23 protein-coding genes and 1 pseudogene are annotated in these 24,717 nt (G+C 64.4%); 16 read left to right on the top strand and 8 right to left on the bottom strand.

The features are described from left to right. Nucleotides 1–66: 66 nt before the first annotated feature. A complete protein-coding gene (locus tag EH240_RS04675) occupies nucleotides 67–1,173 on the top strand; it encodes a pyridoxal phosphate-dependent aminotransferase (RefSeq protein ID WP_124996255.1) in 1,107 nt (368 codons plus the stop codon). A 111-nt stretch (nucleotides 1,174–1,284) separates the two neighbouring features. Here the strand turns inward: EH240_RS04675 and EH240_RS04670 are convergent, their stop codons facing one another. After that, entirely contained in the window at nucleotides 1,285–1,803 is a 519-nt protein-coding gene (locus EH240_RS04670; protein WP_124996254.1) for a MarR family winged helix-turn-helix transcriptional regulator, read from the bottom strand. Between the two features lie 119 nt (nucleotides 1,804–1,922). On the opposite strand from EH240_RS04670, the gene EH240_RS04665 reads away from it, so the two are divergent. From EH240_RS04665 to EH240_RS04655, 3 genes are all read left to right on the top strand, one after another. Continuing rightward, on the top strand, nucleotides 1,923–2,204 hold the full coding sequence (locus tag EH240_RS04665; protein WP_124996253.1) for an acylphosphatase: 282 nt from the start codon (nucleotides 1,923–1,925) through the stop codon (nucleotides 2,202–2,204). Nucleotides 2,205–2,380: 176 nt separating this feature from the next. Further along, complete coding sequence (locus EH240_RS04660; protein WP_124996252.1) at nucleotides 2,381–3,010, top strand: TetR/AcrR family transcriptional regulator; 630 nt, start codon at nucleotides 2,381–2,383, stop codon at nucleotides 3,008–3,010. Between the two features lie 71 nt (nucleotides 3,011–3,081). Continuing rightward, entirely contained in the window at nucleotides 3,082–4,245 is a 1,164-nt protein-coding gene (locus EH240_RS04655) for an isovaleryl-CoA dehydrogenase (RefSeq protein ID WP_124996251.1), read from the top strand. Here EH240_RS04655 and EH240_RS04650 read toward each other — a convergent pair. After that, entirely contained in the window at nucleotides 4,242–4,610 is a 369-nt protein-coding gene (locus tag EH240_RS04650) for a type II toxin-antitoxin system HicB family antitoxin (RefSeq protein WP_124996250.1), read from the bottom strand. The two genes, EH240_RS04655 and EH240_RS04650, sit on opposite strands and share 4 nt — an antisense overlap. Beyond that, a complete protein-coding gene (locus EH240_RS04645) occupies nucleotides 4,607–4,849 on the bottom strand; it encodes a type II toxin-antitoxin system HicA family toxin (protein ID WP_124996249.1) in 243 nt (80 codons plus the stop codon). The genes EH240_RS04650 and EH240_RS04645 overlap by 4 nt, the downstream gene beginning before the upstream one ends. A gap of 106 nt (nucleotides 4,850–4,955) precedes the next feature. Here EH240_RS04645 and EH240_RS04640 point away from each other — a divergent pair, with 106 nt between their 5' ends. The 3 genes from EH240_RS04640 (at nucleotide 4,956) to EH240_RS04630 (ending at nucleotide 9,182) form a co-directional block, all read left to right on the top strand. Continuing rightward, entirely contained in the window at nucleotides 4,956–6,563 is a 1,608-nt protein-coding gene (locus tag EH240_RS04640; RefSeq protein WP_124996248.1) for a carboxyl transferase domain-containing protein, read from the top strand. 2 nt (nucleotides 6,564–6,565) lie between these two features. Continuing rightward, nucleotides 6,566–7,105 carry an O-acetyl-ADP-ribose deacetylase gene (locus EH240_RS04635; RefSeq protein WP_124996247.1) on the top strand — a complete coding sequence of 180 codons (540 nt, stop codon included), beginning with the start codon at nucleotides 6,566–6,568 and terminating at the stop codon, nucleotides 7,103–7,105. Between the two features lie 115 nt (nucleotides 7,106–7,220). Beyond that, nucleotides 7,221–9,182 (top strand): acetyl/propionyl/methylcrotonyl-CoA carboxylase subunit alpha, encoded by a 1,962-nt coding sequence (locus tag EH240_RS04630; RefSeq protein WP_124996246.1) that lies wholly within the window; start codon nucleotides 7,221–7,223, stop codon nucleotides 9,180–9,182. 90 nt (nucleotides 9,183–9,272) lie between these two features. On the opposite strand, the gene EH240_RS04625 is transcribed toward EH240_RS04630, so the two are convergent. Both EH240_RS04625 and EH240_RS04620 read right to left on the bottom strand, forming a co-directional pair. Continuing rightward, nucleotides 9,273–10,394: an ABC transporter substrate-binding protein gene (locus EH240_RS04625; RefSeq protein WP_124996245.1), complete on the bottom strand. Its 1,122-nt coding sequence runs from the start codon at nucleotides 10,392–10,394 to the stop codon at nucleotides 9,273–9,275. A 370-nt stretch (nucleotides 10,395–10,764) separates the two neighbouring features. Continuing rightward, the gene (locus EH240_RS04620) at nucleotides 10,765–11,031 is read right to left on the bottom strand and encodes an SEL1-like repeat protein (protein WP_124996244.1); all 267 of its coding nucleotides are present in this window, start codon (nucleotides 11,029–11,031) and stop codon (nucleotides 10,765–10,767) included. 435 nt (nucleotides 11,032–11,466) lie between these two features. Here EH240_RS04620 and EH240_RS04615 point away from each other — a divergent pair, with 435 nt between their 5' ends. From EH240_RS04615 to EH240_RS04600, 5 genes are all read left to right on the top strand, one after another. Then, nucleotides 11,467–11,808 (top strand): DUF2147 domain-containing protein, encoded by a 342-nt coding sequence (locus EH240_RS04615; RefSeq protein ID WP_124996243.1) that lies wholly within the window; start codon nucleotides 11,467–11,469, stop codon nucleotides 11,806–11,808. A gap of 309 nt (nucleotides 11,809–12,117) precedes the next feature. Further along, nucleotides 12,118–12,270: a hypothetical protein gene (locus tag EH240_RS37815; protein WP_167483919.1), complete on the top strand. Its 153-nt coding sequence runs from the start codon at nucleotides 12,118–12,120 to the stop codon at nucleotides 12,268–12,270. A gap of 32 nt (nucleotides 12,271–12,302) precedes the next feature. Further along, nucleotides 12,303–12,491 carry a hypothetical protein gene (locus EH240_RS04610; protein ID WP_124996242.1) on the top strand — a complete coding sequence of 63 codons (189 nt, stop codon included), beginning with the start codon at nucleotides 12,303–12,305 and terminating at the stop codon, nucleotides 12,489–12,491. Between the two features lie 180 nt (nucleotides 12,492–12,671). Continuing rightward, nucleotides 12,672–14,132, top strand: a complete 1,461-nt coding sequence (locus EH240_RS04605) for an AMP nucleosidase (RefSeq protein WP_245435829.1) — start codon at nucleotides 12,672–12,674, stop codon at nucleotides 14,130–14,132. 150 nt (nucleotides 14,133–14,282) lie between these two features. Continuing rightward, entirely contained in the window at nucleotides 14,283–15,293 is a 1,011-nt protein-coding gene (locus EH240_RS04600) for an endonuclease/exonuclease/phosphatase family protein (RefSeq protein ID WP_124996429.1), read from the top strand. Nucleotides 15,294–15,336: 43 nt separating this feature from the next. On the opposite strand, the gene EH240_RS04595 is transcribed toward EH240_RS04600, so the two are convergent. Beyond that, nucleotides 15,337–15,936, bottom strand: coding sequence for a DUF922 domain-containing protein (locus EH240_RS04595; RefSeq protein ID WP_124996240.1), 600 nt, complete (start codon nucleotides 15,934–15,936; stop codon nucleotides 15,337–15,339). A gap of 173 nt (nucleotides 15,937–16,109) precedes the next feature. Continuing rightward, nucleotides 16,110–17,789 carry an electron transfer flavoprotein-ubiquinone oxidoreductase gene (locus tag EH240_RS04590; RefSeq protein WP_124996239.1) on the bottom strand — a complete coding sequence of 560 codons (1,680 nt, stop codon included), beginning with the start codon at nucleotides 17,787–17,789 and terminating at the stop codon, nucleotides 16,110–16,112. Between the two features lie 253 nt (nucleotides 17,790–18,042). Here EH240_RS04590 and EH240_RS04585 point away from each other — a divergent pair, with 253 nt between their 5' ends. From EH240_RS04585 to EH240_RS04575, 3 genes and pseudogenes are all read left to right on the top strand, one after another. Beyond that, a complete protein-coding gene (locus tag EH240_RS04585; protein WP_124996238.1) occupies nucleotides 18,043–18,681 on the top strand; it encodes a hypothetical protein in 639 nt (212 codons plus the stop codon). A 289-nt stretch (nucleotides 18,682–18,970) separates the two neighbouring features. After that, nucleotides 18,971–19,894 (top strand): uracil-DNA glycosylase, encoded by a 924-nt coding sequence (locus EH240_RS04580; RefSeq protein WP_124996237.1) that lies wholly within the window; start codon nucleotides 18,971–18,973, stop codon nucleotides 19,892–19,894. A gap of 247 nt (nucleotides 19,895–20,141) precedes the next feature. Next, nucleotides 20,142–20,953 (top strand): annotated as a pseudogene (locus tag EH240_RS04575) (helix-turn-helix domain-containing protein). A gap of 2 nt (nucleotides 20,954–20,955) precedes the next feature. On the opposite strand, the gene EH240_RS04570 reads toward EH240_RS04575, so the two are convergent. Next, entirely contained in the window at nucleotides 20,956–21,903 is a 948-nt protein-coding gene (locus EH240_RS04570) for a DMT family transporter (RefSeq protein ID WP_124996236.1), read from the bottom strand. A 153-nt stretch (nucleotides 21,904–22,056) separates the two neighbouring features. Here EH240_RS04570 and pepN point away from each other — a divergent pair, with 153 nt between their 5' ends. Continuing rightward, entirely contained in the window at nucleotides 22,057–24,699 is a 2,643-nt protein-coding gene (gene pepN, locus EH240_RS04565; RefSeq protein WP_124996235.1) for an aminopeptidase N, read from the top strand. The last annotated feature ends 18 nt before the right edge of the window (nucleotides 24,700–24,717 follow it).

Here is a 24,717-nt window from a genome sequence, read left to right as displayed (position 1 = left end):
CCCGCAACTTGCGCGGACCAGTCGCTCACGCTAGCAAGAGGCCTCCTCTCAACCGAGCCCTTTGCCATGCGCCCTCCCCTCACGCCTGTCATCGCAGCGCTTCCCACCACGGTGCCGTTCGTCGGGCCGGAGGCGCAGGAGCGCGACCGCGGCCGGCCTTTCCGTGCTCGCATCGGCGCCAATGAAAGCAGTTTCGGGCCCTCGCCGCGCGTCATCGCCCGCATGGAGAGCGTCGCGCGCGACCAGTGGATGTATTGCGATCCCGACAATTACGAGCTGAAGGTCGCGGCGGCCGCGCATCACAATGTCGGCGTCGACAACGTGGTCGTGGGCGAAGGCATTGATGGGCTGCTCGGCCTGGTCGCGCGCATGTATGTCGCGCCAGGCGACGCGGTGGTGACCTCGCTTGGCGCCTACCCCACCTTCAACTTCCACATCGCCGGCGTCGGCGGCCGGCTGGTAACTGTGCCCTACGCCAACGACAAGGAAAATCTCGACGGGCTGCTTGCCGCGGTCCGCCGGGAAGAGGCGCCGCTGGTCTATCTCTCCAATCCGGACAATCCGATGGGGAGCTGGTGGGAGGCGCCGGACGTCATCCGCTTCATCGAGGCGCTGCCGGAAACCACCATGCTGGTGCTGGACGAGGCCTATGGCGAGCTGGGGCCGGCCTCGGCGCTGCCGCCGATCGATGTCGAGCGACCGAACGTCGTGCGCATGCGCACCTTCTCCAAGGCTTACGGACTGGCCGGCATTCGCTGCGGCTACGCGGTGGCCGAGGCCGAAGTAATCCGCGACTTCGAGAAGATCCGCAACCACTACGGCGTCAGCCGCATGGCGCAGATCGCCTGCGTCGCGGCGCTTGCCGACCAGGACTATCTGAATTCGGTGGTGGCCCGCGTGGCGGCCGGGCGCCGGCGCATTGCGGCCATCGCCGAGGAAAACGGGCTGAAGCCGCTGCCGTCCGCGACCAATTTCGTCGCAATAGACTGCGGCCGCGACGGCGCCTTCGCGCTGAAGGTGATGCAGGCGCTGCTGTCGCGCGATGTCTTCATCCGCAAGCCGATGGCGCCACGGCTCGACCGCTGCATCCGGGTCAGCGTCGGCCTCGACCACGAGCTCGACATCTTCGCCGAGGAACTGCCCGGCGCGCTGGCGGCAGCGCGGGGGAACTGATCGGAACCCGACTTGTAGCCTTGAGGTGACACCGGAGCGCGAGCAGCGGCTTCTCCTGACGAAACCTGAGATCTCGCCGACATTCGCTTCTCGGGAAGCATATCGGCAATTTCACATTCTTGCGGTTTCCAGCAGGCGCGTCACGCGGTTCAGCGCATCGGAAAGCTCCATGGCTTGCCTGTCCTCGAGCTTGGCGATCAGGCGGGCAAGGTCGCGGTTCGTCGCCGCCTCGAGATCGGCCAGCGCGGCCTTGCCCCGCATGGTCAGCGAAAGAATGGGCAGCCCGTTCTCCGGGCCCCCGTTCTCTAGGCCCCCGTTCTCTGGATCATCGCGCATTTCAGCCAGGCCCATGGCGGTGAATTTCCGAAGCACCCTCATGAGATGGGCGGGGGCGAGGCGCAGCTCGCCGGCCAGCTCGGACGCTACCGGGGCAAGATCGAGGTGAAACATGCGCGCCAGGAAGCCGGCCCCACCGCCGGCAGGTCGGGGCTTGCGTCCGAGCTCGAACAGCACGCGGGCTTCGGTCAGCGTGTAAGGGCTCTGTATCAGGGTCTCATCAAGCAGCCCGATCAGGCCGGTGTAGAACCGGTTGAAGCGACGAATCTCATAGACCACGGCTTCGTGCGGCACGCAGACCTCCTTTCAGAGACATTGCGTCCCGATTTAATCGACGGGGTCGCCTGCCTTGAAGCCCGTTGCATTTGATCCATGCTGCTCCAGATTGATGGGAGAGGATTCCGGAGCGGACGATGCAGAGTAACCAAAGAGCCGTTCGGGCGCGCGTTTCCGGCATGGTGCAAGGCGTGAGCTACCGCGTCTGGGCGCGCAGCGAAGCCGTGCGTCTTGGCGTGACGGGCTGGGTGCGCAACGAGCCCGACGGCTCGGTCATGGCGCTTGTCGCCGGCGCCGATGCCGCGGTCGCCGCCATGGTCGAGCGGCTTTGGCAAGGACCGCGCGGCGCGCTGGTCTCGCAGGTTGAGGTCGAGGATGCCGACGACGACGTGCCCGCCGACTTCAGGATCGTTATGTAGGCCATAGGGGTCGCTTCGGCTGGCACGACGTGCCTTGGCCTTTCGAAGAAGAGGTTGGCGCTCCACGCGAGACGACCCCCTTTGTCGCCTTCGGCGACATCTCCCCCCGAGAGGGGAGATTTTGGCTCTTGAATTAATTGAACGTTCGTTTTATTAATATCTCAATCGAGGCAGGCATGGCACGCACCACAGGCTCAGACGGGGAAAAAACCGAGGCGGCCGTCCGCGAGGCGGCGGTCGGCCTCATTGCGCGTCTCGGCTACGAGGCGATGTCGATGCGCCAGCTCGCGGCCGAGGTCGGCGTGCAGGCCGCGGCGCTCTACCGCTACTTTCCGACGAAGGAGGAGCTGCTGTTCACGCTGATGCGCGAGCATATGGAAGGCCTGCTGGAGTCCTGGGGTACGGCGCGGCCCATCACACCCGATCCGGTCGCCCGGCTTGCCGCCTATGTTGAGAACCACATCGCGTTCCATATCGAGCGGCGGCACGCCACCCATGTCTCCAACATGGAATTGCGCAGCCTCTCGCATGAGCGGCTGACGCAGATCCTCAAGCTGCGCACTGCCTATGAGAAGGAATTGCGCGCGATCCTGCGCGACGGCGCGGAAGCCGGTGCGTTCGAGATCGACGATGTCGGGCTGACCGCCATGGCGCTGATCCAGATGATGACCGGCGTCATCGTCTGGTTCCGCCCGGGCGAGCGGCTGTCGATCGCCGAAGTCACCACGACATATCTTTCGATGACAATGAGGCTCGTCGGCGCGAAGATCGCCTACAGCGACGCGCGCCAATTAAGGATGCGGTAGCACTTTGATTTCGCGCATGATCCGCTCCGAAAATCGAAGTCGATTTCGGGTCATGCGCACGGAGGAACGCCATGTACACGGGCACGCTGAACTTCGGGCTTGATGCCGATATCGAGGCGCTGCGCGACACCGTGCGGCGCTTCGCCCAGGACAGGATCGCGCCGATCGCGGCCGATATCGACCGTTCGAACGATTTCCCGGCGCATCTGTGGGCCGAGCTCGGCGCGCTCGGCCTGCTCGGCATCACCGCCGATTCGGATTTCGGCGGCTCAGGCATGGGCTATCTGGCGCATGTGGTTGCAATGGAAGAAATCTCCCGCGCGTCCGCCTCGGTCGGCCTTTCCTACGGGGCGCATTCCAATCTCTGTGTCAACCAGATCAACCGCTGGGCAACGACGGCGCAGAAGGAAAAATACCTGCCGCCGCTGTGCAGCGGCGAAAAGGTCGGGGCGCTGGCGATGTCGGAGACCGGCGCCGGCTCGGACGTGGTGTCGCTGCGCCTGCGTGCCGAGAAGCGCAACGACCGCTATGTGCTCAACGGCTCGAAAATGTGGATAACCAACGGGCCGGATGCCGAAACGCTGGTGGTCTATGCCAAGACCGACCCGGAGCGCCAGTCGCGCGGCATCACCGCCTTCATCGTTGAAAAGACCTTTGCCGGGTTTTCGGTGGCACAGAAACTCGACAAGCTCGGCATGCGCGGCTCCAACACCGGCGAGTTGGTGTTCGAGAATGTCGAGGTGCCGTTCGACAACGTGCTGCACGAGGAAGGGCGCGGCGTCGAGGTGCTGATGTCAGGGCTCGACTATGAGCGTGCCGTGCTCTCCGGCGGGCCGATCGGGCTGATGGCGGCGTGCCTCGACGTGGCGGTGCCTTACGTGCACGAGCGCAAGCAGTTCGGCCAGCCGATCGGCAGCTTCCAGCTGGTGCAGGGCAAGCTCGCCGATATGTACACGACGATGAACGCCGCGCGCGCCTACGTCTATGCGGTGGCGGCCGCCTGCGACCGCGGTGAGACCACGCGCAAGGACGCAGCCGGCTGCGTGCTGTTCGCGGCCGAGAAGGCGACGCAGATGGCGCTCGACGCGCTTCAACTGCTCGGCGGCAACGGCTACATCAACGACTACCCCACCGGGCGGCTTTTGCGCGACGCCAAGCTCTACGAGATCGGCGCCGGCACCAGCGAGATCCGCCGCTGGCTGATCGGCCGCGAGATCATGGCGGAGGGGGTTTAGTGCGCCCGGCTGGTTACCTTTGTCGAGCCTTCCTCGATCCGCTTGCGGGCAGCTTCCGCGAGAGTGTCCGATACCCATTGATTTATGGATTTCCCGTCGCTGGAAGCCGCACGGCTGACAAGACTATGGACTTCCGGCGTGGTGCGCAGAGCGAGTTTGCCGGAAAAAGGCTTTTCCGCTTCCTTGTTCTGTTCAGCGCAAAATTCGAGGTAGTCGTCGACGCATTCGTGAAAAGCCTTCAGCAATTCTTCCGCCGAATTGGCTTCGTATGTGAAGATGTCGCGAATGCCCATGATACGACCATGAAACACAACGTCGTTTTCATCGAACTCGATCGTTCCCAGGTATCCCTTGTAGGGCTTCATAGCTCAACACCTGAATCTATTAGGAAAGTCCTGATCTCTCGGACCACATATGCTTTCGTGTCTGGCGATGGATGCGGTCGATGCACTCGAAGCAACGTGAAGCGCGCCCGCGATCCACGCCCTTCCGACACTTGCGCGCCGAGCGCGACCAACAATGCTTCGACATCTCGCCATTTGATCGAAGTGCTGACCGGATTGGCAAAGATTTTGTCCAGTGTCTGCCGGTGCGCTGCTTTCATGGCTTTTCGCCCTCCCCAAATCGATTACCCTGATAGTCGGCTCCTTTGGGGAGTAGGGCGAGAGCCCGAAGTGATACTAAAATATGATATCATCTGAGGTTCGTCAATGCCCGCTCTGACCACCCAGATATCCCCCGCCTCCGACACTTTCCGCAACAATGCCGAGCGCATGCGGGCGCTGGTCGAGGACATCGCCGAGAAGGCGGCTAGCGTCGAGCGCGGCGGCTCGGACGAGGCTCGCGAGCGCCACCAGGGGCGCGGCAAGCTGTTGCCGCGCGAAAGATTGGCGCAATTGCTCGACACCGGCTCGCCCTTCCTCGAGATCGGCCAGTTCGCGGCATGGTCGATGTATGGCGAGGACATTCCGTGCGCCGGCATCATCACCGGCATCGGCCGCGTCGAAGGCAGAGAGGTGATGGTCGTCGTCAACGACGCCACGGTGAAGGGCGGCACCTATTATCCGCTGACGGTGAAGAAGCATTTGCGGGCGCAGGAGATCGCGCTGCAGAACAATCTGCCTTGCGTCTATCTGGTCGACAGCGGCGGCGCCAATCTGCCCAACCAGGACGAGGTGTTTCCGGACCGCGAGCATTTCGGCCGCATCTTCTACAACCAGGCCAACATGTCGGCGGCGGGCATCCCGCAGATCGCCTGCGTGATGGGCTCCTGCACGGCGGGCGGCGCCTATGTCCCGGCGATGTCGGACGAGACAATCATGGTGCGCAACCAGGCGACCATTTTCCTCGGCGGCCCGCCGCTGGTAAAGGCCGCCACCGGCGAGGATGTCAGCGCCGAGGAGCTCGGCGGCGCCGATGTCCACACCAGGCTTTCCGGTGTCGCCGACCACTACGCCATGGATGACGAACACGCCTTGGCCATCTGCCGGCGCATCGTCAGGAACCTCAATCGGAACAAGGCCGTAAGGCTCAATCTGCAGAAACCTGCACCGCCGCTTCATGATCCGAACGAACTCTACGGCATCGTGCCGACGGATTTGCGCCAACCCTATGACGCGCGCGAGGTGATCGCGCGTCTCGTCGACGGCTCGGAGTTCGATGAGTTCAAGCAGAATTACGGCACCACCTTGGTCACCGGCTTTGCCTATCTGCACGGCATGCCGGTCGGCATAATCGGCAACAATGGGGTGCTCTTCTCGGAAAGCGCGCTGAAGGGTACGCATTTCATCGAGCTCTGCTGCCAGCGCGGCATTCCGCTGATCTTCCTGCAGAACATCACCGGCTTTATGGTGGGGCGAAAATACGAGGCCGGCGGCATCGCCAAGGACGGCGCCAAGCTGGTCACGGCGGTCGCCACCGCATGCGTGCCCAAGCTTACCGTGATCATCGGCGGCTCGTTCGGCGCCGGCAATTACGGCATGTGCGGCCGCGCCTATTCGCCCCGCTTCCTGTGGATGTGGCCGAACGCGCGCATCTCGGTGATGGGCGGCGAGCAGGCGGCGACCGTGCTGGCCATGGTCAAGCGCGAAGGCATCGAGCGCAAGGGCGGTGAATGGAGCGCCGAGGAAGAAGCGAAATTCAGGAAGCCGATCCTGATGAAATACGAGCATGAGGGCCACCCGCTCTATTCCTCGGCAAGGCTCTGGGACGACGGCATCATCGACCCGGTCAGGACGCGCGAGGTGCTGGCGCTCAGCCTATCGGCCGCGCTCAATGCTCCGATTGAGGAGACGAAGTTCGGCGTGTTCAGGATGTGACCATGAGTGAGATCAGCGACAGGATCCGTATTCACACCGGCGACATCACCAAGCTCAAGGTCGACGCCATCGTCAATGCCGCCAATTCCTCGCTGCTCGGCGGCGGCGGCGTCGACGGCGCCATCCACCGCGCCGCCGGCCCGGAGCTTCTGGCCGAATGCCGGACGCTCAACGGCTGCAGAACCGGCGATGCCAAGCTAACAAAGGGCTACAGGCTGCCGGCACGCTACGTGATCCACACCGTCGGCCCGGTCTGGCAGGGCGGCGGCAAGGGCGAGGCCGAGCTGCTTGCCTCCTGCTACCGGCGCTCGCTCGAAATCGCCCGCGACCATAGCTGTCAAACGATCGCCTTCCCGGCAATCTCCACCGGCGTCTACCGCTTTCCGAAGGACGAGGCGACCGGGATTGCCGTTGGTACCGTGAATGCTTTCACGCAACAGAACAGCGTGCCGGAAAGCGTTATTTTCTGCTGCTTCGACGAGCAAACGGCGAAGCTATACAGAGAAGCCGTCGCTGCGCTTGGAGGAGCCCGAGCTGTATGAGCGATTCCAATAACTTGACTGCCTGGAGAGGCTGGCGGGACAGCGCCTCCGGCAGGACAGAGGGGGGCGCGAAGGATCGCCGGCGCACGAGGCAAGTTCCGGTTGCGGAGGCTCCATGTTCGGCAAGATCCTGATCGCCAATCGCGGCGAGATCGCCTGCCGCGTCATACGCACGGCGCGCAAGCTGGGCGTGCGCACCGTCGCCGTCTATTCGGACGCCGATGCCCGCGCGCTGCATGTCGAGATGGCCGATGAGGCGGTGCGCATCGGCCCCTCGCCCGTCGGCGAGAGCTACCTGCGCGGCGACAAGATCATTGCCGCGGCACTTGCCACCGGCGCCGAGGCGATCCATCCAGGCTACGGCTTCCTGTCGGAGAACCCTGATTTCGTCGACCAGGTGACGGCGGCAGGCCTCGTCTTCATCGGGCCGTCCGCCGCCTCGATTCGCGCCATGGGGCTGAAGGACGCTGCCAAGCGGCTGATGGAAAAGGCCGGCGTGCCGGTGGTGCCTGGCTATCACGGCGAAGCGCAGGAGATCGTGCTCCTCGCCTCCAAGGCGCGCGAGATCGGCTATCCGGTGCTGATCAAGGCGCGCGCCGGCGGCGGCGGCAAGGGCATGCGGCGCGTCGATCAGCCGGACGATTTCTCCGAGGCGCTGTCGGCGGCGCGACGCGAGGCCAAGGCCGCCTTTGGCGACGACCGCGTGCTGGTGGAGAAATATGTCGACAAGCCGCGCCACATCGAAGTCCAGGTGTTCGGCGACAATTTCGGCAATGCCGTGCATCTGTTCGAGCGCGACTGCTCGGCGCAGCGCCGACACCAGAAGGTGATCGAGGAGGCGCCCGCTCCAGGCATGACGCCGGCGCTGCGCAAGGCCATGACCGAAGCGGCGGTGAAGGCCGCCAAGGCGATCGCCTATTCGGGCGCAGGCACGATCGAGTTCATCGTCGATGCTTCCGAGGGCCTGAAAGCCGACCGCTTCTGGTTCATGGAGATGAACACGCGGCTCCAGGTCGAGCATCCCGTCACCGAGATGATCACCGGCGTCGATCTGGTCGAGTGGCAATTGCGCGTCGCGTCCGGCGAAAAGCTGCCGAAGGCGCAGGGCGAGATCGCACTTGCCGGACATACCTTCGAGGCGCGCATCTACGCCGAGGACGCGGCCAGGGGATTCCTGCCCGCGACGGGCACGCTGCATCATCTCAATTTCCCCGACGCACCGCCCGACGGTGCCGCCTTGCGCATCGAGACCGGCGTGCGGGCCGGCGACGCAATCTCGCCCTTCTACGACCCGATGATCGCCAAGCTGGTGGTGCACGCCAAGGACAGAACCACCGCGCTTGCGGCATTGCGCGAGGCGCTGGCCCGGACGGAAGTTGCCGGCTCGATCGTCAACACCGCCTTCCTCGCGGCGCTCGCCGCGGACGCCGACTTCGCGGCGGGCGATGTCGATACCGGCCTGATCGGCAGGCATCAGGAGGCCCTTGTCGCCAATGCCGCGCCAAGCGATGAAGCCATCGCAGCGGCGGCGCTGGCGGCGACCGACGCAGGCGCACCGGGCCCGGCCGCCGATCCATGGTCCGCGTTTGTCGGCTACGCGCATTTCCATACTCTGGCTCGCCGTACCCGCCTGCGTTACGGCGAGGAGAACATCCTGGCCCGCGTCTCGGCGCGGTCGGACGGCCGCTTCCAGGTGGCGCTGGAAGCGCCGCATGACGCGATCAACGCGCACGACCTCAGGAACTTGCCGCGCGCCGCCCGCTGGCCCGGCCACGTCACCGTGTTCGAAGGCGCTGTCGGCTATACTTTCGCGGTGCCGGATCCGCTCGCCAAGGCGGATGAGGCGGCCGCTGCCTCGGGCAGCCTGCGCGCGCCGATGCCTGGGCTCGTCAAGCTGGTGCGCGCGGCGGCGGGCGATACCGTGATCAAGGGCCAGCCGCTATTGATGCTCGAGGCGATGAAGATGGAACACACCATCGCCGCCCCGCATGACGGGGTGATCGCCGAGATCGCGGCCGAAGGCGCGCAGGTGAGCGACGGCACCGTGCTGGTCCGCTTTGAGGATACCCAAGGCTGAAGCCTCGAGCGGCAGGCTGAACAGCGCCGACCCAGACCAAAAGAAATGGCCGGGGCGAGCCCGGCCATTTCCACTATCTGGCAGACCCGATTACGGCTTGATCGGCGCGTATTTGCCGTCGTGCCACTGGTTGATGTCGTAGCTGGCGTTCTTCAGGTCGCCCTTCTCGTCAAAGATGACGTCGCCGACGACGGTGCTGATCGGCTGGCCGTTCTTCAGCGCCTCGGCGACCTTGCCCGGATCGTCGGTGCCGGCGCGCTTGATGCCCTCGGCGAAGGCCTGGACCACGGCATAGGAGAACAGCGTGAAGCCTTCCGGCGTGAAGCCGCCGGCCTTGATCTTGGCAACCGCTTCCTTGGCCTCGGGCTTGGCCTGCGGATCCGACGGGAAGACGAACATGGTACCTTCGCCGGCCGGGCCGGAAACCTGCCAGAATTCCGGTGTGGCGATCGAGTCCGGCATGATCAGCTGGAACTTGACGTTCTGCTCGGCAGCCTGGCGCAGGATGAGGCCGGCCTCGGGGTGGTAGCCGCCGAAATAGACCACGTCGGCCTTCAGTTCCTTCAGCTTGGTGACAAGGGCCGAATAGTCCTTCTCGCCGGCATTGATGCCTTCATAATCCACTTCCTTCAGGCCACCGGCATTCATCGTCGCCTTGACGGCGTCGGCCACGCCCTGGCCGTAGGCGCTCTTGTCGTGCAGGATGACGACATTCTTGCCGGCATATTTCTTGGCGATCCACGGGCCGATGAAGGCGCCCTGCGCGTCGTCACGCGTATAGAGCCGCATGATCGTCGGCCAGCCGGACTTGGCCGCGGCGTCGGTCAGCGCCGGGTTGGACGAGGCCGGGCTCATCATCAGCGTGCCGGCTTCGGCATAGACGGCGGAAGCCGGGATGCTCGAGCCCGAGCAAGCATGGCCGTCGACGAACTTGACGCCGTTGGCGATAATGCGGTTGGCCACCGACACCGCCTGCTTCGGGTCGCACTGGTCGTCCTCGATGTCGAGCTTGATCTGGGAGCCGTTGACGCCGCCGGCCGCGTTGATGGCGTCGGCGGCAGCCTGCGCGCCCTGCTTGAACTGATCGCCGATGGTGGCGAGCTGACCAGTCATCGGGCCGACCACCGAAATCGTGATGTCTTCGGCGAAAGCAACCGATGCGCCCATCATCAGGCCCAATGCGGCCGCGCCCAAAATACCCAATCTTTTCATGACAATAGAACTCCTCCACTTGCGCGCAGCCGCTCCGGCCACGCTTCTTCCAGAGGGCCGGGACAATTCCACCCTTCACCGGACCTGTCGAGAGGACAATACATATGGCTTTGGTTCATTTCGGCGAGGATTTCTTGGGCCACGCGGCCGCGGCCGAGAGGAATGCGCAAATGCAAAGCCGCGCCGGCCTTGTCCCGGCCGGTCGCGGCTTTTGCAATCGAGCTTCCCGAGCGCCCCGCGCGCCCGCTCGCTTCCCTGTTTTTTGTCGCGCGGCTTGGGTTCGTTGGCCTGCCGCGTTCTTGGTCTTGTCAACCGGCCGTCTTCTCGCGGCCTTGTCCTCTGAGAGCTTCCGAAGCGTCAGCCCGCAAAATCAGTGCATCGTCATCCATTCGCGCGCTTCGCGCAGCGCCTTGGCGATATCGGCCTTCGACATCGACGCCGACAGTTCCGAGCGTAGCTCGGCGGCGCGGAGCGAACCCTTGATCGCGGCAATGTTGAACCATTTGTGGGCGGCGACGACGTCGGTCTCGCAATCGCGGCCGGTCGCATACATCATGCCCAGTTCGAAAAGAATGTCGGCCTGGGCAGTTGCCCCCATGGCGCCGAAGCCGGCTTCAAGCATTTCAAAACGTGCCATTTCAATCCCCTGTCTGCTCCCGAGAGCTGCCTCCTTCTGCCCCTTGAAGTCCCTTGGGCTGGCCGCTCTTTCGATGCTTTCGAGGATGAGGCCTGGCCTTGAATCCGTCGTTAAATGGCGTGCTTAATTTGAAGAAAACAAAGCTAAAACAAGAGGTAAACGCGAAAAACTGTTAAGCATAGGAACCGCGCAATTCAGCCGATTTGTGCAAAATTCGACGAAAATATCAGGTGTCGAAATCAAGACTCCGCTAACCACGGAAACCGAAGCCTCTTTCCGCTTCCGTTCATTTTCAGCGACCCGCGCAGCCAAAATCCTTGCAACCTTCCGCTGCGGCACCGCTTTCGTTTTGGCAGTAGCTGGATTAGCTTACGTTTGCGTAAGGGACAGAGAGGCGGAACGGAGCCCCGCCGGAGCCCTAAAGGGAGGACAATTATGTTTCGAAAAGTGAGCCTGGCCCTGGCGGCCACCTTGATCATGGCGGGCGCCGCATGGGCCGACCCGATCGAAGGCAATTGGAAGACACAGGCCGGCTCGACGGCGGCGATCGCCGGCAGCGGCTCGTTCTCGATCACGCTCAAGTCCGGCAAATATGCCGGCAAGACGATCGGCTCCTTCAAGGCGGCCGGCGACAACAAATACATCGGCACTATAACCGACCCGGAAACCGACAAGACCTATTCCGGCAAGGCGACGGTATCCGGCGCCTCGCTCAAGATGAGCGGCTGCGTGCTGGGCGGGCTGATCTGCAAGAGCCAGACCTGGCATAAGCTCTGATCGCGCTCAAATGACGAAATGAAACGGGCCCTCGCGGCCCCGTTTTCTTTTTGGGCGCTGTTTCGGCGCGCAGTGCCGGGCAAGGCAGTTTGCAGCGCTTGGCCGGGTCAGGACCTTAAAGCGTGTCGCGCTGAAACGGAATCAGGCGACACGCTTTAAGTCTTTGTTTTGATGCATGTCGTTCTCCCAAAACCGCTGCGCACTTTTGGGCGGCATGCATAGCAATCAATTTGAACGGTAGATGAATACCGGCCTCAGAACCGGTTCAGAGGCATTCGGGCATCCTCCTCACCATTGAAGGAGAGACCGATGCTTGTCCGCCGCTTCACCATCGTCTGCCTGCTGATGAGCCTGTTCGGCATGTTCTTCGCCATCCTCGTGGCCGAAGCCGGCCGTCCGGCGCGCTCATCGGGAATGGCCGATACCTGCCGGCTGGACTGCATGAACCATTTCGACCGCTGAAACGACCAATACTCGAAACCGGAACGACCACCATGAACCGCATCGCCACCCTCAAGACCCTTCGGCTCCTGCCGCGGGCGATGCTCATCCTGATGCTGCTTGCCGCGCCCGTGCTGGCGGTGCCGATGATGCGTGCCGATACCGCTTCGATCATCGAGGCGCCGACGCCGAAGAAGGCAGGCGTTGGCTTTGTGCTGCTCGTCAGCCTGCGGCGCGGGTAAGCTGCGGCGATAATCAGGCGATGCCGGCCTGATCCTGAATCTCACCACACTTGCAGCGTGCAAAAATATTGACGCTCAGGCAGCCTTCGCGCCCGTCTCCTCCCTCCCAAGCGCTCTTCCAAATCCCTATATTGGGCCATGGAAAAGCGAATCTACCCCCAAGCCATCGAGTCGGTCGTCATGCCGGAGCCTTTCGGCAGGCAAAGTTTCGACGACGCCAAGAAGGCGGTCGCGGCGCTGGAGGCGCTCTACGACCGCAACACCAAATTCCTGCGCGATTCCTTCGCCAAGCTCGCCGCCGGCGGCGACGAGAGCAAGCGCTACCGGGCCTTCTATCCGCAGATCGGCGTCACCACGACCTCGTTCACCCAGATCGACTCGCGCCAGGCCTACGGCCATATGCCGACGCCCGGGCATTTCGCCACCACCATCACCCAGCCGAAGCTGTTCGAGAACTATCTCGTCGAGCAGCTTCGGCTGATCATGCGCAATCACGGCGTGCAGGTGACGGTGTCGGAATCGACAACGCCGATCCCGCTGCATTTCGCCTTCCTGGAAGGCACCCATGTCGACGGCGCGGCGGCCGAGCGCATCAAGCGGCCGATCCGCGACCTGTTCGACGTGCCGGACCTCGACGGCACCGACGACCAGATCGCCAACGGCACCTTCGAGGTGGCGTTCGGCGAACCGAGGCCGCTGGCGCCGTTCACCGGGCAGCGCATCGACTATTCACTGCACCGCATGACGCATTACACGGCGACCAGCCCGCAGCATTTCCAGAACTTCGTGCTGTTCACCAACTACCAGTTCTACATCGATGAGTTCGTGGCGCGGGCCCGCGACCTGATGGAGAAGGGCGGTGGCGGCTACAGCGAATTCGTCGAGCCGGGCAATGTGGTGACGAAGGCCGGGGCCGGCGCGGCGAGCGAAGGCACGCCGCCGCATCGGCTGCCGCAAATGCCTGCCTACCACCTGAAGAAGCCCGGCCATGGCGGCATCAGCATGGTCAATATCGGCGTCGGCCCCTCCAACGCCAAGACCATCACCGACCATATTGCGGTGCTGAGGCCGCATGCCTGGGTGATGCTCGGCCACTGCGCCGGCCTGCGCAACACGCAGGCGCTGGGCGACTATGTGCTGGCCCATGCCTATGTGCGCGAGGACCATGTGCTGGACGACGACCTGCCGGTCTGGGTGCCGATCCCGCCGCTGGCCGAGATCCAGGTGGCGCTGCAGGAAGCGGTCGCCGAAGTGACGGGACTTTCGGGCTATGATCTGAAGCGCATCATGCGCACCGGGACCGTCGCCACAATCGACAACCGCAACTGGGAGCTGCGCGACCAGCGCGGACCGGTGCAGCGCCTGTCGCAGTCCCGCGCCATCGCGCTCGACATGGAATCGGCGACGATCGCGGCCAACGGCTTCCGCTTCCGCGTGCCCTACGGGACGCTGCTGTGCGTCTCCGACAAGCCGCTGCATGGCGAGCTGAAGCTGCCCGGCATGGCGACCGAGTTCTACAAGCGGCAAGTGGCGCAGCATCTCACCATCGGCATCAGGGCGATGGAGAAGCTGGCCGAAATGCCGATGGAGCGGCTGCATTCGCGCAAGCTGAGAAGTTTTTCCGAGACGGCCTTCCAGTAGCGATCGGCTCCGGCTGGGATCGGCCAGGACCCGAGAGGCAATTCGTCGTCTTGCTCAGGCCGCAATTTGGAGAATAAGCAGGCCGAACAAATTGCCGGCGGCATTCAGCAGATCACGACCTCGATGACAACAGGCGGTGCGCGCTCGAACATGATGGCTGGGGTGGCATTCCTGGCGATGATGGCACTCTCGGCCGCGCTGCTGGTCGGGTTCTTCGGCGCGCTGCACCCGGCCTTGGATTCCTTCTCGCATTTTCGCATTCATCTGAGCGTGCTTACGGTGCTTCTGGCATTGCCGCTGCTTGCCGGTTCGTATCGGCTGCAGGCAGCAGCGGCGCTGCTCTTTTCCGTCGCCTGCCTCGCCACGACAGCAGGCGCCCTGCCCCGGCTTTGGCCGCAGCAGGCGATCGCCAAGCCAGCCGACCGGATCGTCTACAGCCTGCTGCAGATGAATTTGCGCTTCGACAATCCGACCCCAAAGAAGGTGCTGTCGCTGATCGGCCGGACCAATCCCGACGTGGTCACCCTCGACGAGGTGTCGGGGATGTGGGCGAGAGAGCTTGGCTATATCGCCAGCGCCTATCCCTACCGCATCCTTTGTGCCTATCCGAACGGCATATTCGGCGTCGCGCTGCTGTCGCGGCGGCCCTTTGCCGCCAGCACCGCGCCGCATTGCGAGCCGCGCGGCGCGATGGCGACCGCAACGATCGATTTCGGCGGCACCGGCGTCGACGTTGCCGCGATCCATCTGAGCTGGCCCTGGCCGCGCGAGCAGTCCTGGCAGATCGGCGAGCTGGCGGAGCCGCTTGCCGCGCTCGGCGAAACCGCGATCATGGCCGGCGACTGCAACGCGGTGCCGTGGAGCGCGGCGGTGCGGCGCGTCGCCTCGCTCGGCGGACTGACGCTGATGCCGTCGGCCGGGCCGACCTGGATCCACCGCAAGCTGCCCGACTTCTTGCGACGCTTCGCCGGCCTGCCGATCGACCAGGTGTTCAGCAAGGGCGGGGTGACGATCCACTCGGCGACGCGGCTGGAAGACGACGGCTCGGACCACTTGCCGGTGCTGGTCGAGTTTTCGTTGCGGCCCGACGACAGAGAGCCCCAGGACGAGCATGAGTCGGCTCTGGCCTCCCGAGACCTTTCCAGCAAGCCGCGGGGCTGACATGCGCGGAGCGAAGACCTAGGATGACGAACGGAACGCACTGCTAACGCTTGATCAAAGCACCCACCAGATGCTCGACATGGCCGCCGTCGCGGTGCTCGCGGGCGTCGAAGGCGTTCTGCTTCGCCTCATATTCCGCATAGACCGCATCGATCCGGCGCCTGGCCTCGCGGTGGGTGGCCGTGCAGAACCAGTTGTCGGCCATTTCGAGACCCGAAACCGACTTCTGCGTAGCGCGCATCATTTGCCGGGCGAGGCGACCATGGTGCTCCTCATGCGCGCGCACACCGGCAAGGAACCGCTGCCAGCGCTGCTGAAGCGCCGGCGCTGCCGGCGAAGCAAGACGGGGGAAGGTGTAGGTGAGTTCCATCGTGCCGTTGGCGCCGCGCAGGCGACAGACACCATTGTCACGGGCGACGTCCAGGTCCCAGCGCACGGCGTAGCCGGTCTCGGCGATGGCGCGCGTCATGAAGCCGTGCTTGGGCCCCTTGCGGTCCATGGCTTCGACCAGGGCCGCGCCGCTGGCGCCGAAGACATCATAGGTCGTCGTCCTGACTAGCACCTTGCTGCCGGCCATTGCGACGGGCGCGCCGCCGCACAGGGCGCCGATCGCGACAAGGCATGTCAGAACCACCGGGCGCATGGCCGTCTCCCCAAATCCTCAGGGAAAGGAAACACAAGCAGGCGGCGGTTTCAACGGCCCTGCGGTTGCGACGCCAAGCCTTTGGCAATTGCGCTCTACATGCCCTGATAGACCGGACCCTCCCCGGCTCTCTCCCTGGGCGGCGATCGAGACGGCCCGGTCCGGCGCGTGGCTTACATGCCTTGATAGACCGGGCCTTCGCCGCCTTGCGGCGGCACCCAGTTGATGTTCTGGTTCGGGTCCTTGATGTCGCAGGTCTTGCAGTGGACGCAGTTCTGCGCGTTGATGACGAAGCGCACGTCCTTGGCCGAGGGGTCGGCGGCGGCGTTGCCGTCCTTGTCCACCCATTCGTAAACGCCGGCCGGGCAGTAGCGGGTCGAGGGACCCGCGAAGACATCGTGCTCGGAACGCTGCAACAGTGCCATGTCGCCGACGATGAGATGCACCGGCTCGTTTTCCTCATGGTTGGTATTGGACAAGAACACAGAGGAGAGCCGGTCGAAGGTCAACACGCCGTCCGGCTTCGGATAGGCGATCTTCTGGTGTTTTGCGGCCGGTTCCAGCGTCGCATAGTCGGCCTTACCATGCTTCAGCGTGCCGAAGGGCGAGAAGCCGAACAGCGTATTCAGCCACATGTCCAGCCCACCGATGCCGACGCCGACGATGGTGCCGAAGCGCGACCACAGCGGCTTGACGTTGCGCACCTTCTTCAAGTCCTTGCCGATGTCGCTGCCGCGCCAGGCTTGCTCATAGGAAGTAAGCTCGTCATTGGCCCGACCCGCGGCGATGGCGTCCGCGACGTGCTCGGCCGCCAGCATGCCGGACAGAACCGCATTGTGCGAGCCCTTGATGCGCGGCACGTTGACGAAGCCAGCCGCGCAGCCGATCAGCACGCCGCCCGGGAACGACAGCTTCGGTACCGATTGCCAACCGCCCTCGGTGATGGCGCGGGCGCCATAGCCGATCCGCTTGGCGCCTTCGAAGGTGCCTTTGATCGCCGGATGCGTCTTGAAGCGCTGGAACTCCTCGAAGGGCGACAGATACGGGTTCTTGTAGTTCAAATGGACGACGAAGCCGACCGCCACCTGGTTGTCCTCCAGATGGTAGAGGAAGGAGCCGCCGCCGGTCTTCATGTCGAGCGGCCAGCCGAAGGAATGCTGCACCAGCCCCGGCTTGTGGTGCTCGGGCTTGACCTGCCAGAGCTCCTTGAGGCCGATGCCGAACTTGGCCGGCTCGCGGCCGTCGGCAAGCCGGTATTTCGCGATCAGCTCTTTGGCTAAAGAGCCGCGCGCGCCTTCGCCGATCAGCACATATTTGCCCATCAGCGCCATGCCGGGCGCGTAGGCCGGGCCATGCGTGCCGTCCTTCTCCACGCCCATGTCGCCGGTGATCACGCCGGTGACGGCGCCGGCATCGTTGTAGACGAGGCTTGCCGCGGCAAAGCCCGGATAGATCTCGACGCCGAGCGCCTCGGCCTTGGTCGCCAGCCAGCGGCAGACATTGCCGAGCGAGACGATGTAGTTGCCGTGATTGTTCATCAGCGGCGGCATCAGGAAATTGGGCAGGCGGAACGCGCCGGCGGGCCCAAGCACCAGGAAATGATCATCGGTCACCGGCGTCTTGAACGGGTGGCCCTCCTCGTCGCGCCAGCCAGGCAGCAGGCGGTCGATGCCGATCGGATCGACGACGGCGCCGGACAGGATGTGGGCGCCGACCTCGCCGCCCTTTTCCAGCACGACGACGGAAAGGTCGGGGTTGAGCTGCTTCAGACGGATGGCGGCGGCAAGGCCGGCTGGACCGGCGCCGACGATCACCACGTCGAATTCCATGCTCTCGCGTTCGATTTCGCTCATCTGCCCCTCGCTGGCTCGCCATGTTCTCGCATTTTGCTGGCTCACGCGCTGCATAGCGCATCAATTCGCGACGCGAAACCGGCGCTGACGTGACAACGTCGATTTCGACAAAAAGTCGCGGCTTTCCGGCGATTCAGGGCCATTCGATCAGGCCAGGCGAAGCATCCAACAGGGCCAGCCGATCGAAAGGCAAGCCGGTGGACGCACGTTTTTTAATTGTTCGACGGCTTGCTTATCGGCAATACTTGGTCCCATGCGCACTCCCGAGCCAACCGGCTTTTCATTGAAGCGCTTACTCTTCACGCCCGGCATGCTCTGCCGCGCGGTTCTTCCGCTCCTCTTTTCGCTTGGCGCCGCCCAGGCCGATCCGCAGAAGGTGTGGGCGGCCGGCGCCTACTCCTTTTCCGACGAGCTTGGCGGCTTCCGCATCACCGGCGCGTCTGGAATCGGCACCAAGGATGACCCGCTGGTCATCACCGAGGAGCTGAATTCGGCGACACCGGTGACGCTGACCGTCCGCGCCGTCAAGCCGATCGAAGCCTTCGGAAAGGCCGGCGACGTGGCCAATGGCGTCATGTATATGCGCATCGACCTGCTCAACAACAGCGCGCTGCCCTGGGTCGAGTTCCAGTTCGAGTTGCAGGAAATCCTCGACCAGCCGAGCGTGTTCGGCGACGGCCTGTCCTTCGACCAGCGCAACAAGGCGCCCGACAACATCGTCTCAAGCAACTTCGCCGATTTCGACCGCCAGTTCGAACCCTACGACCGGCTGCTGTTCAAGAGCGGCAAGGTCGACCCGCTGAAGACCGCGACATTCGAGTTCCTGATCACCGACTACACGCCGCGCTGGACGTTTTTCCTGGTGCAGGATCCGCGCATACCGACGGGGTGAAGTATGCCGATATTCAGGTGATGCCGGCCCGCAAACGGCGGCTTCCTGCGCTTCCGGCCTTCGCTGGCCGAAGCACTCATGAGGGGCGTGGCAGTTAAGGCTACGGCCGGCGTAGGCCGGTGCTCACGTACTTTAAGTACGCTCCGCTCCGGTTCTCGGAAGCCACCCTTTTGGTCGCTTCGCGTCCGTCGTTGACTCCGGCGCGGCCTGACCTGAATCTCAGCATTCTTCAACGCGGCTAACGCAGCCCAACCTTGCAAATCCTCGCCGCGGGGACGATGGTGCCGCCATGACCGTCGCCTCCCCCAACAACCCGATCGATATCGCCGAATTGCTTGCCTTCTATGCCAGCGCCGGCGTTGACGAGGCGTTGCAAGACACGCCCATCAACCGGTTCGCCGAGGTCAAGCCGAAGCCAGCCGAACGCGCGCCGGCCGCGGCCGCGCCCGTACGCGAGAGCAGGCCCCAGCAGCGGCCGGCATCGGAGCCCGGCTTTGACGCAAGCCGGGCGGCGGAACGGCCGGCTGCATCACCCGGGCTGGACGCAAGCCAAGTGCCTGACGCGCCGAGGCGTCCGACCCTCACCACGGCGACGGTCCCCGATGAGGGACAGATCATGCTCGCGCGGCAGCTCGCGGCAAGCGCCTCCACGCTCGAAGAATTGCGCCAGCACATGGCGGCCTTCGACGGCTGCAACCTCAAACTCACCGCCAAGAACCTGGTCTTCGCCGACGGCAACCCGAATGCCGACCTGATGCTCGTCGGCGAGGCGCCAGGCCGCGACGAGGACCTCGAAGGCCTGCCCTTCGTCGGCCGCTCCGGACGGCTGCTCGACCGCATGCTGGCGGCGATCGGCCTCGACCGGAATTCGGCCTATATCGCCAACGTCATCCCGTGGCGGCCGCCGGGCAACCGCACGCCGACGCCGCATGAGACCGAGATCTGCCGCCCGTTCATCGAAAGGCAGATCGAGCTGGTCAATCCGAAGGTGCTGGTCAATCTCGGCGGCCCATCGGCGAAGACGCTGCTCAACACCACGGAAGGGATACTCAGGCTACGCGGCAACTGGCGTGTCCACACGACCGGCTCGGGTATCGCCATTCCCGCCATGCCGACGCTGCACCCGGCCTATCTATTGAGGACGCCGGCGCACAAGAAGCTGGCCTGGCGGGATTTCCTCGAGGTGAAGGCGAAGCTGAGGGAATTGGGGTGAGCGCTTTCCCTTGTCCCCCCTGTGGGAGAAGGTGGATCGGCGCGCAGGGCCGAGACGGATGAGGGGTGTTCCAGCTTGGCGCGACTTCGGTTACCAAGATGCATCGTGCCAAGTATCCATCGTCTTACTCCGTCCAACACCCCTAATCCGTCGCCTTCGGCGACACCTTCTCCCACAAGGGGAGAAGGGGGTGCCATAACCTCCCAGGTAATTGAATTGCTCCTCTCGCCGCCTTAGTCCTGCCCCGATGACCACATCCGAAACCTCCGCCGGAAGCCTCATTCGCGAGTGGCGCACGCGCCGGCGCATGAGCCAGCTCGACCTTGCCATGGAAGCCGACATCTCGCAGCGGCATCTTTCCTTCGTCGAAAGCGGCCGCGCCCAGCCCTCGCGTGAGATGGTGCTGCATCTGGCCAAGCAGCTTGCGATCCCGCTGCGCCAACGCAACCAGCTTTTGCTCGCTGCGGGCTTCGCACCAAGCTTCAGCGAGAAGCCGTTGACCATGCGACGCTGGCGCCGGCGATGGCTGCGGTCGAGACGGTGCTTCGAGGACACGAGCCCTTCCCTGCGCTGGCGGTCGACCGGCACTGGAATCTCGTTTCGGCGAACGCCGCCATCGGCCCGTTCCTCGCCGATGTCTCGGAGCCGTCGCTGCTCAAGCCGCCGGTCAACGTGCTGAGGCTCAGCCTGCATCCTGGCGGTGTCGCGCCGCGCATCGTCAATCTCGCGGAATGGCGAGCGCATCTGCTGGAGCGGCTGAAGCATCAGAACGACGCCACCGGCGACCCGACGCTGATCGAGTTGGAACGCGAGCTGCGCGCCTATCCATCGGGGCTGACGAGCAGCCGGCCGGCGCCGGTCGAGCCGAGCGGCATCGTCCATCCGCTGCGGCTCGCGCATGGCGATGCGGTGCTGTCCTTCATCAGCACCATCACGGTGTTCGGCACGCCGCTCGACGTCACGCTGTCGGAACTGGCGATCGAATCCTTCTTCCCCGCCGACGAGCAGACGCGGACAGTGCTGGTGCGGCTGGCGAAGGAGCGGGCTGCGGCTTCGTAGCCTTATCCTTGCGGCGGCGCCGCCCTTCTCGTTCGCGTGCGCTCCAGGCCCAGTTGCCGTTCGCGCCAGATGATGAAGATGCCGGCGGCGACCACGATCACGCCGCCGATCAGCGTGTTCTGCGACGTCACGTCGCTGAAGACGAAATAGCCGATGACGACGCCGAGGATCATCGAAGTGTACTCGAACGGCGCCACGACGGACGCCTCGGCATGGCGGTAGGCGGCGGTCATCAGGATCTGGCCGAGCCCGCCGCAGAAGCCGGCCATGACGAGGAGCGCGGCTTGCATCGGCGTCAGCGCCTGCCAACCGAAAGGCAATGTGAGCAGCGCCAGCACGCTCGCCGTCGCGGAGAACCACAGCACGATGGTCGCCGTCTTCTCGGTCTGCACGAGATTGCGCACCAGAAGCATGGCGACGGCCGAGATCGCCGCGGCGATCAGGGCCGCCATGACGCCCAGCACTTCCTGGTCGTCCAGCGCCTCGTCGGAATTCAAGAGCGTCAGTTCCGGCCAGGAGATGATGAGCACGCCGATAAGGCCGACGGCGACCGCGCTCCAGCGATAGACGCGGATCGTCTCGCCGAGGAAGATCGAGGAGAACACCACGACCAGCAGCGGCTGGGCATAGTTCAGCGTGATCGCTTCGGGAAGCGGCAGCCTGGTCAGCGCGAAGAAGCCAAGGCCCATGGCGCCGACGCCAACAACGCCGCGCGCGATGTGGTTGAGCGGCCGTTTCGTGGTGAAGGCTGTGCCGAGTTGTCCCTTGAGCGCCAGGAAGGCGACGATCGGGAAGATGGCGAAGAATGAGCGGAAGAAGACGATCTGCCCGGCGGGCACGTCGCCGGCCGCCTTGATGCAGGTCTGCATGCCGACGAAGACCGTCACGGAGACGATCTTCAGTGCAATGCCACGCAGCGTGTTGTGGCCGACGCCATGATCGACGGTCATCTTGCCTCGTGACAATGGTCGGAAACGAGGCCCAGAAATAGACCCTGCCGCAGTTTTGTCGAGTGACCGTTTCGTGTAAAGAGCGCGGACCTCGGAATTCTTGAAACAGCGACGCCCGCTATCCGCCCGAAAATCGACAGGAAAACCAACGGAATGCGCATCGATACCGGCCATGTCTTCAAGCTCGAAGACTACCGCCCCAGCGACTATCTCGTTCCGCGGATCAGTCTCGATTTCCGCCTGTCACCGGATGCAACGCGCGTCACCACCGTGCTCACCGTCGAGCGGCGCCAAGGCGTGACCGCTGCCGCGCCGCTGGTGCTCGACGGCGATGGGCTGACCTTGCTCGATATTGCGATCGAAGGGCACGCGCTCGCGCCGGCAGAGTACCAGGCGACGCCGGAGCGGCTGACCATTCCGACGCCGGCGGCGCAACGCTTCGAGCTTCGTCTCGAGACCGAGATCGCGCCGTCCAGCAACGAGGCCCTGACGGGCCTTTACCGCTCCAACAATGTCTATTGCACGCAATGCGAGGCCGAGGGTTTTCGCCGCATCACCTATTTCCTCGACCGGCCGGACATCCTGTCGGTCTACACCGTGCGCATCGAGGCGGCGCACAGCGAGGCGCCGCTGCTTCTATCGAACGGCAATCCTGTCGAAAGCGGCGTGCTGGCCGACGGCCGGCACTATGCCGTCTGGCATGACCCCTTCCCGAAGCCCTCCTATCTCTTCGCGCTGGTAGCCGGCGCGCTCGGCAAGGTGGCGGGCAGCTTCACCACCATGTCCGGCCGCGAGGTCCAGCTCGGCATCTATGTCGAGCCCGGCAAGGAACGGCTCGCCGGCTATGCGATGGATGCGCTGAAGCGCTCGATGAAGTGGGACGAGGAAGTTTTCGGCCGCGAATACGACCTCGACGTCTTCAACATCGTCGCCGTGTCGGACTTCAACATGGGCGCGATGGAAAACAAGGGCCTCAACGTCTTCAACGACAAATATGTGCTGGCCGACGAGGAGACCGCGACCGACGCCGACTTCGCCAATATCGAGGCGATCATCGCGCATGAGTATTTCCACAATTGGACAGGCAACAGAATCACTTGCCGCGACTGGTTCCAGCTTTGCCTGAAGGAGGGGCTCACCGTTTACCGCGACCATGAATTCTCGGCCGACCAGCGCTCGCGGGCGGTGAAGCGCATTGCCGAGGTGCGCACGCTGCGCGCGCACCAATTCCCCGAGGACCAGGGGCCGCTGGCGCATCCGGTCAGGCCGCGCCGCTACCGCGAGATCAACAACTTCTACACGGCGACCGTCTACGAGAAAGGCTCGGAAGTGGTACGCATGATACGCACCATCCTTGGATCGGAGGCGTTCCGCGCCGGCATGGACCTCTATTTCGAACGGCATGACGGCCAGGCGGCGACGATCGAGGAGTTCCTCAAGGTGTTCGAGGATGTCACGGGCCGAGACCTCGCGCAATTCGCGCTCTGGTACCACCAGGCCGGCACGCCGAACCTGACGGTAAGTTCCTCCTACAATGCAGCGGCCAAGGCGTTCACGCTGGAGATCGAGCAGTCGGTGCCGCCGACGCCGTCGGAAAGCCGCAAGCGCCTGATGCACATCCCGTTGGCCTTCGGGTTGGTCGGCGCCGGCGGCAAGCCTGTCGCTTGGGCAGCCGTCGAGGGCGCCACGGTCGAGGACGGCGTCATCCATGTCCGCAAGCGGCGGCACGTGGTGCACTTCTCGGGCGTCTCCGAGCGCCCCGCGGTGTCCCTCAATCGCGGCTTCTCGGCGCCGATCACGCTTTCGGTACAGCAGAAGGCCGACGACCAGTTCTTCCTCGCCAGCCATGACAGCGACTCTTTCTCGCGCTGGCAGGCGTTCAACACACTGCTCACCGACGCGCTGATCGCGGCCTTCCGCCAGGTGCTGGGCGACAAGGAGCCGGCCTTCGCAGCGCGGCTCGCCGAGCTTGCCGGCAGGATCGCCGGCGACGAGACGCTGGAGCCGGCCTACCGGGCGCTGGCGCTGTCGCTTCCCGGCGAGTCCGACATTGCCCGCGACATCGGCAAGGGCATCGACCCCGACGCCATCTTCGCCGCGCGCGAGGCGCTGGCGCGGACGATCGCCGCCGCAAACCGCGAGGTCTTCTCGGCGCTCTATGACAGCCTCGCCGACAAGGGGCCATTCACGCCCGACGCGGCGAGCGCCGGACGGCGTGCATTGCGCAACATCCTGCTCGATTACCTTTCGCTGCTGCCTGAGGGCGCGGCACTTGCCGCCGCGCATTTCCGCGGGGCAACCAACATGACCGATCGTGCCGCGGCGCTCACCGTGCTGGCACACCGCCATGCCGGCGCTCGCCAGGCGGAGGAGGCGCTGGCAACTTTCGAGACCAGATATCGCGGCGATGCGCTGGTGCTCGACAAATGGTTCCAGATCCAGGCCGGCGTGCCCGGCGCGCGGACCGTCGAAAAGGTGCGCGCGCTGACGCAGCATCCCGCCTTCTCGATCGCCAATCCCAACCGGGTGCGAGCGCTGATCGGCACCTTCTCCAGCGCCAACCAGACCGGCTTCCACCGCGCCGACGGCCAGGGCTATCGCTTCTTCGCCGAGACCGTGCTTGAGGTCGAGAAGCGCAATCCGCAAGTGGCGGCAAGGCTGGCGACGGCGCTGCGGTCCTGGCGCTCGCTGGAACCGATCCGGCAGGACAAGGCAAGGCAGGCGCTGCTGCAGATTGCGAATGCCGACAACCTGTCGGCCGATTTGCGCGACATCGTGGAGCGCACGCTGGCATAGCGTTCGACGTTTCGGCCG

Origin of the sequence: Mesorhizobium tamadayense, assembly GCF_003863365.1 — a bacterium.
Taxonomy (GTDB): Bacteria; Pseudomonadota; Alphaproteobacteria; order Rhizobiales; family Rhizobiaceae; genus Mesorhizobium; species Mesorhizobium tamadayense.
The sequence above is the reverse complement of the archived record's forward strand: the minus strand, read 5'-3'. Positions and strand labels throughout refer to the sequence as shown.

Bases quoted from the DNA above. Each gene is read 5' to 3' on its own strand.
- EH240_RS04675 (WP_124996255.1), top strand. From the start codon at position 67: ATGCGCCCTCCCCTCACGCCTGTCATCGCAGCGCTTCCCACCACGGTG.
- EH240_RS04665 (WP_124996253.1), top strand. From the start codon at position 1,923: ATGCAGAGTAACCAAAGAGCCGTTCGGGCGCGCGTTTCCGGCATGGTG.
- EH240_RS04660 (WP_124996252.1), top strand. From the start codon at position 2,381: ATGGCACGCACCACAGGCTCAGACGGGGAAAAAACCGAGGCGGCCGTC.
- EH240_RS04655 (WP_124996251.1), top strand. From the start codon at position 3,082: ATGTACACGGGCACGCTGAACTTCGGGCTTGATGCCGATATCGAGGCG.
- EH240_RS04650 (WP_124996250.1), bottom strand. From the start codon at position 4,610: ATGAAGCCCTACAAGGGATACCTGGGAACGATCGAGTTCGATGAAAAC.
- EH240_RS04645 (WP_124996249.1), bottom strand. From the start codon at position 4,849: ATGAAAGCAGCGCACCGGCAGACACTGGACAAAATCTTTGCCAATCCG.
- EH240_RS04640 (WP_124996248.1), top strand. From the start codon at position 4,956: ATGCCCGCTCTGACCACCCAGATATCCCCCGCCTCCGACACTTTCCGC.
- EH240_RS04635 (WP_124996247.1), top strand. From the start codon at position 6,566: ATGAGTGAGATCAGCGACAGGATCCGTATTCACACCGGCGACATCACC.
- EH240_RS04630 (WP_124996246.1), top strand. From the start codon at position 7,221: ATGTTCGGCAAGATCCTGATCGCCAATCGCGGCGAGATCGCCTGCCGC.
- EH240_RS04625 (WP_124996245.1), bottom strand. From the start codon at position 10,394: ATGAAAAGATTGGGTATTTTGGGCGCGGCCGCATTGGGCCTGATGATG.
- EH240_RS04620 (WP_124996244.1), bottom strand. From the start codon at position 11,031: ATGGCACGTTTTGAAATGCTTGAAGCCGGCTTCGGCGCCATGGGGGCA.
- EH240_RS04615 (WP_124996243.1), top strand. From the start codon at position 11,467: ATGTTTCGAAAAGTGAGCCTGGCCCTGGCGGCCACCTTGATCATGGCG.
- EH240_RS37815 (WP_167483919.1), top strand. From the start codon at position 12,118: ATGCTTGTCCGCCGCTTCACCATCGTCTGCCTGCTGATGAGCCTGTTC.
- EH240_RS04610 (WP_124996242.1), top strand. From the start codon at position 12,303: ATGAACCGCATCGCCACCCTCAAGACCCTTCGGCTCCTGCCGCGGGCG.
- EH240_RS04605 (WP_245435829.1), top strand. From the start codon at position 12,672: ATGCCGGAGCCTTTCGGCAGGCAAAGTTTCGACGACGCCAAGAAGGCG.
- EH240_RS04600 (WP_124996429.1), top strand. From the start codon at position 14,283: ATGATGGCTGGGGTGGCATTCCTGGCGATGATGGCACTCTCGGCCGCG.
- EH240_RS04595 (WP_124996240.1), bottom strand. From the start codon at position 15,936: ATGCGCCCGGTGGTTCTGACATGCCTTGTCGCGATCGGCGCCCTGTGC.
- EH240_RS04590 (WP_124996239.1), bottom strand. From the start codon at position 17,789: ATGAGCGAAATCGAACGCGAGAGCATGGAATTCGACGTGGTGATCGTC.
- EH240_RS04585 (WP_124996238.1), top strand. From the start codon at position 18,043: ATGCGCACTCCCGAGCCAACCGGCTTTTCATTGAAGCGCTTACTCTTC.
- EH240_RS04580 (WP_124996237.1), top strand. From the start codon at position 18,971: ATGACCGTCGCCTCCCCCAACAACCCGATCGATATCGCCGAATTGCTT.
- EH240_RS04570 (WP_124996236.1), bottom strand. From the start codon at position 21,903: ATGACCGTCGATCATGGCGTCGGCCACAACACGCTGCGTGGCATTGCA.
- pepN (WP_124996235.1), top strand. From the start codon at position 22,057: ATGCGCATCGATACCGGCCATGTCTTCAAGCTCGAAGACTACCGCCCC.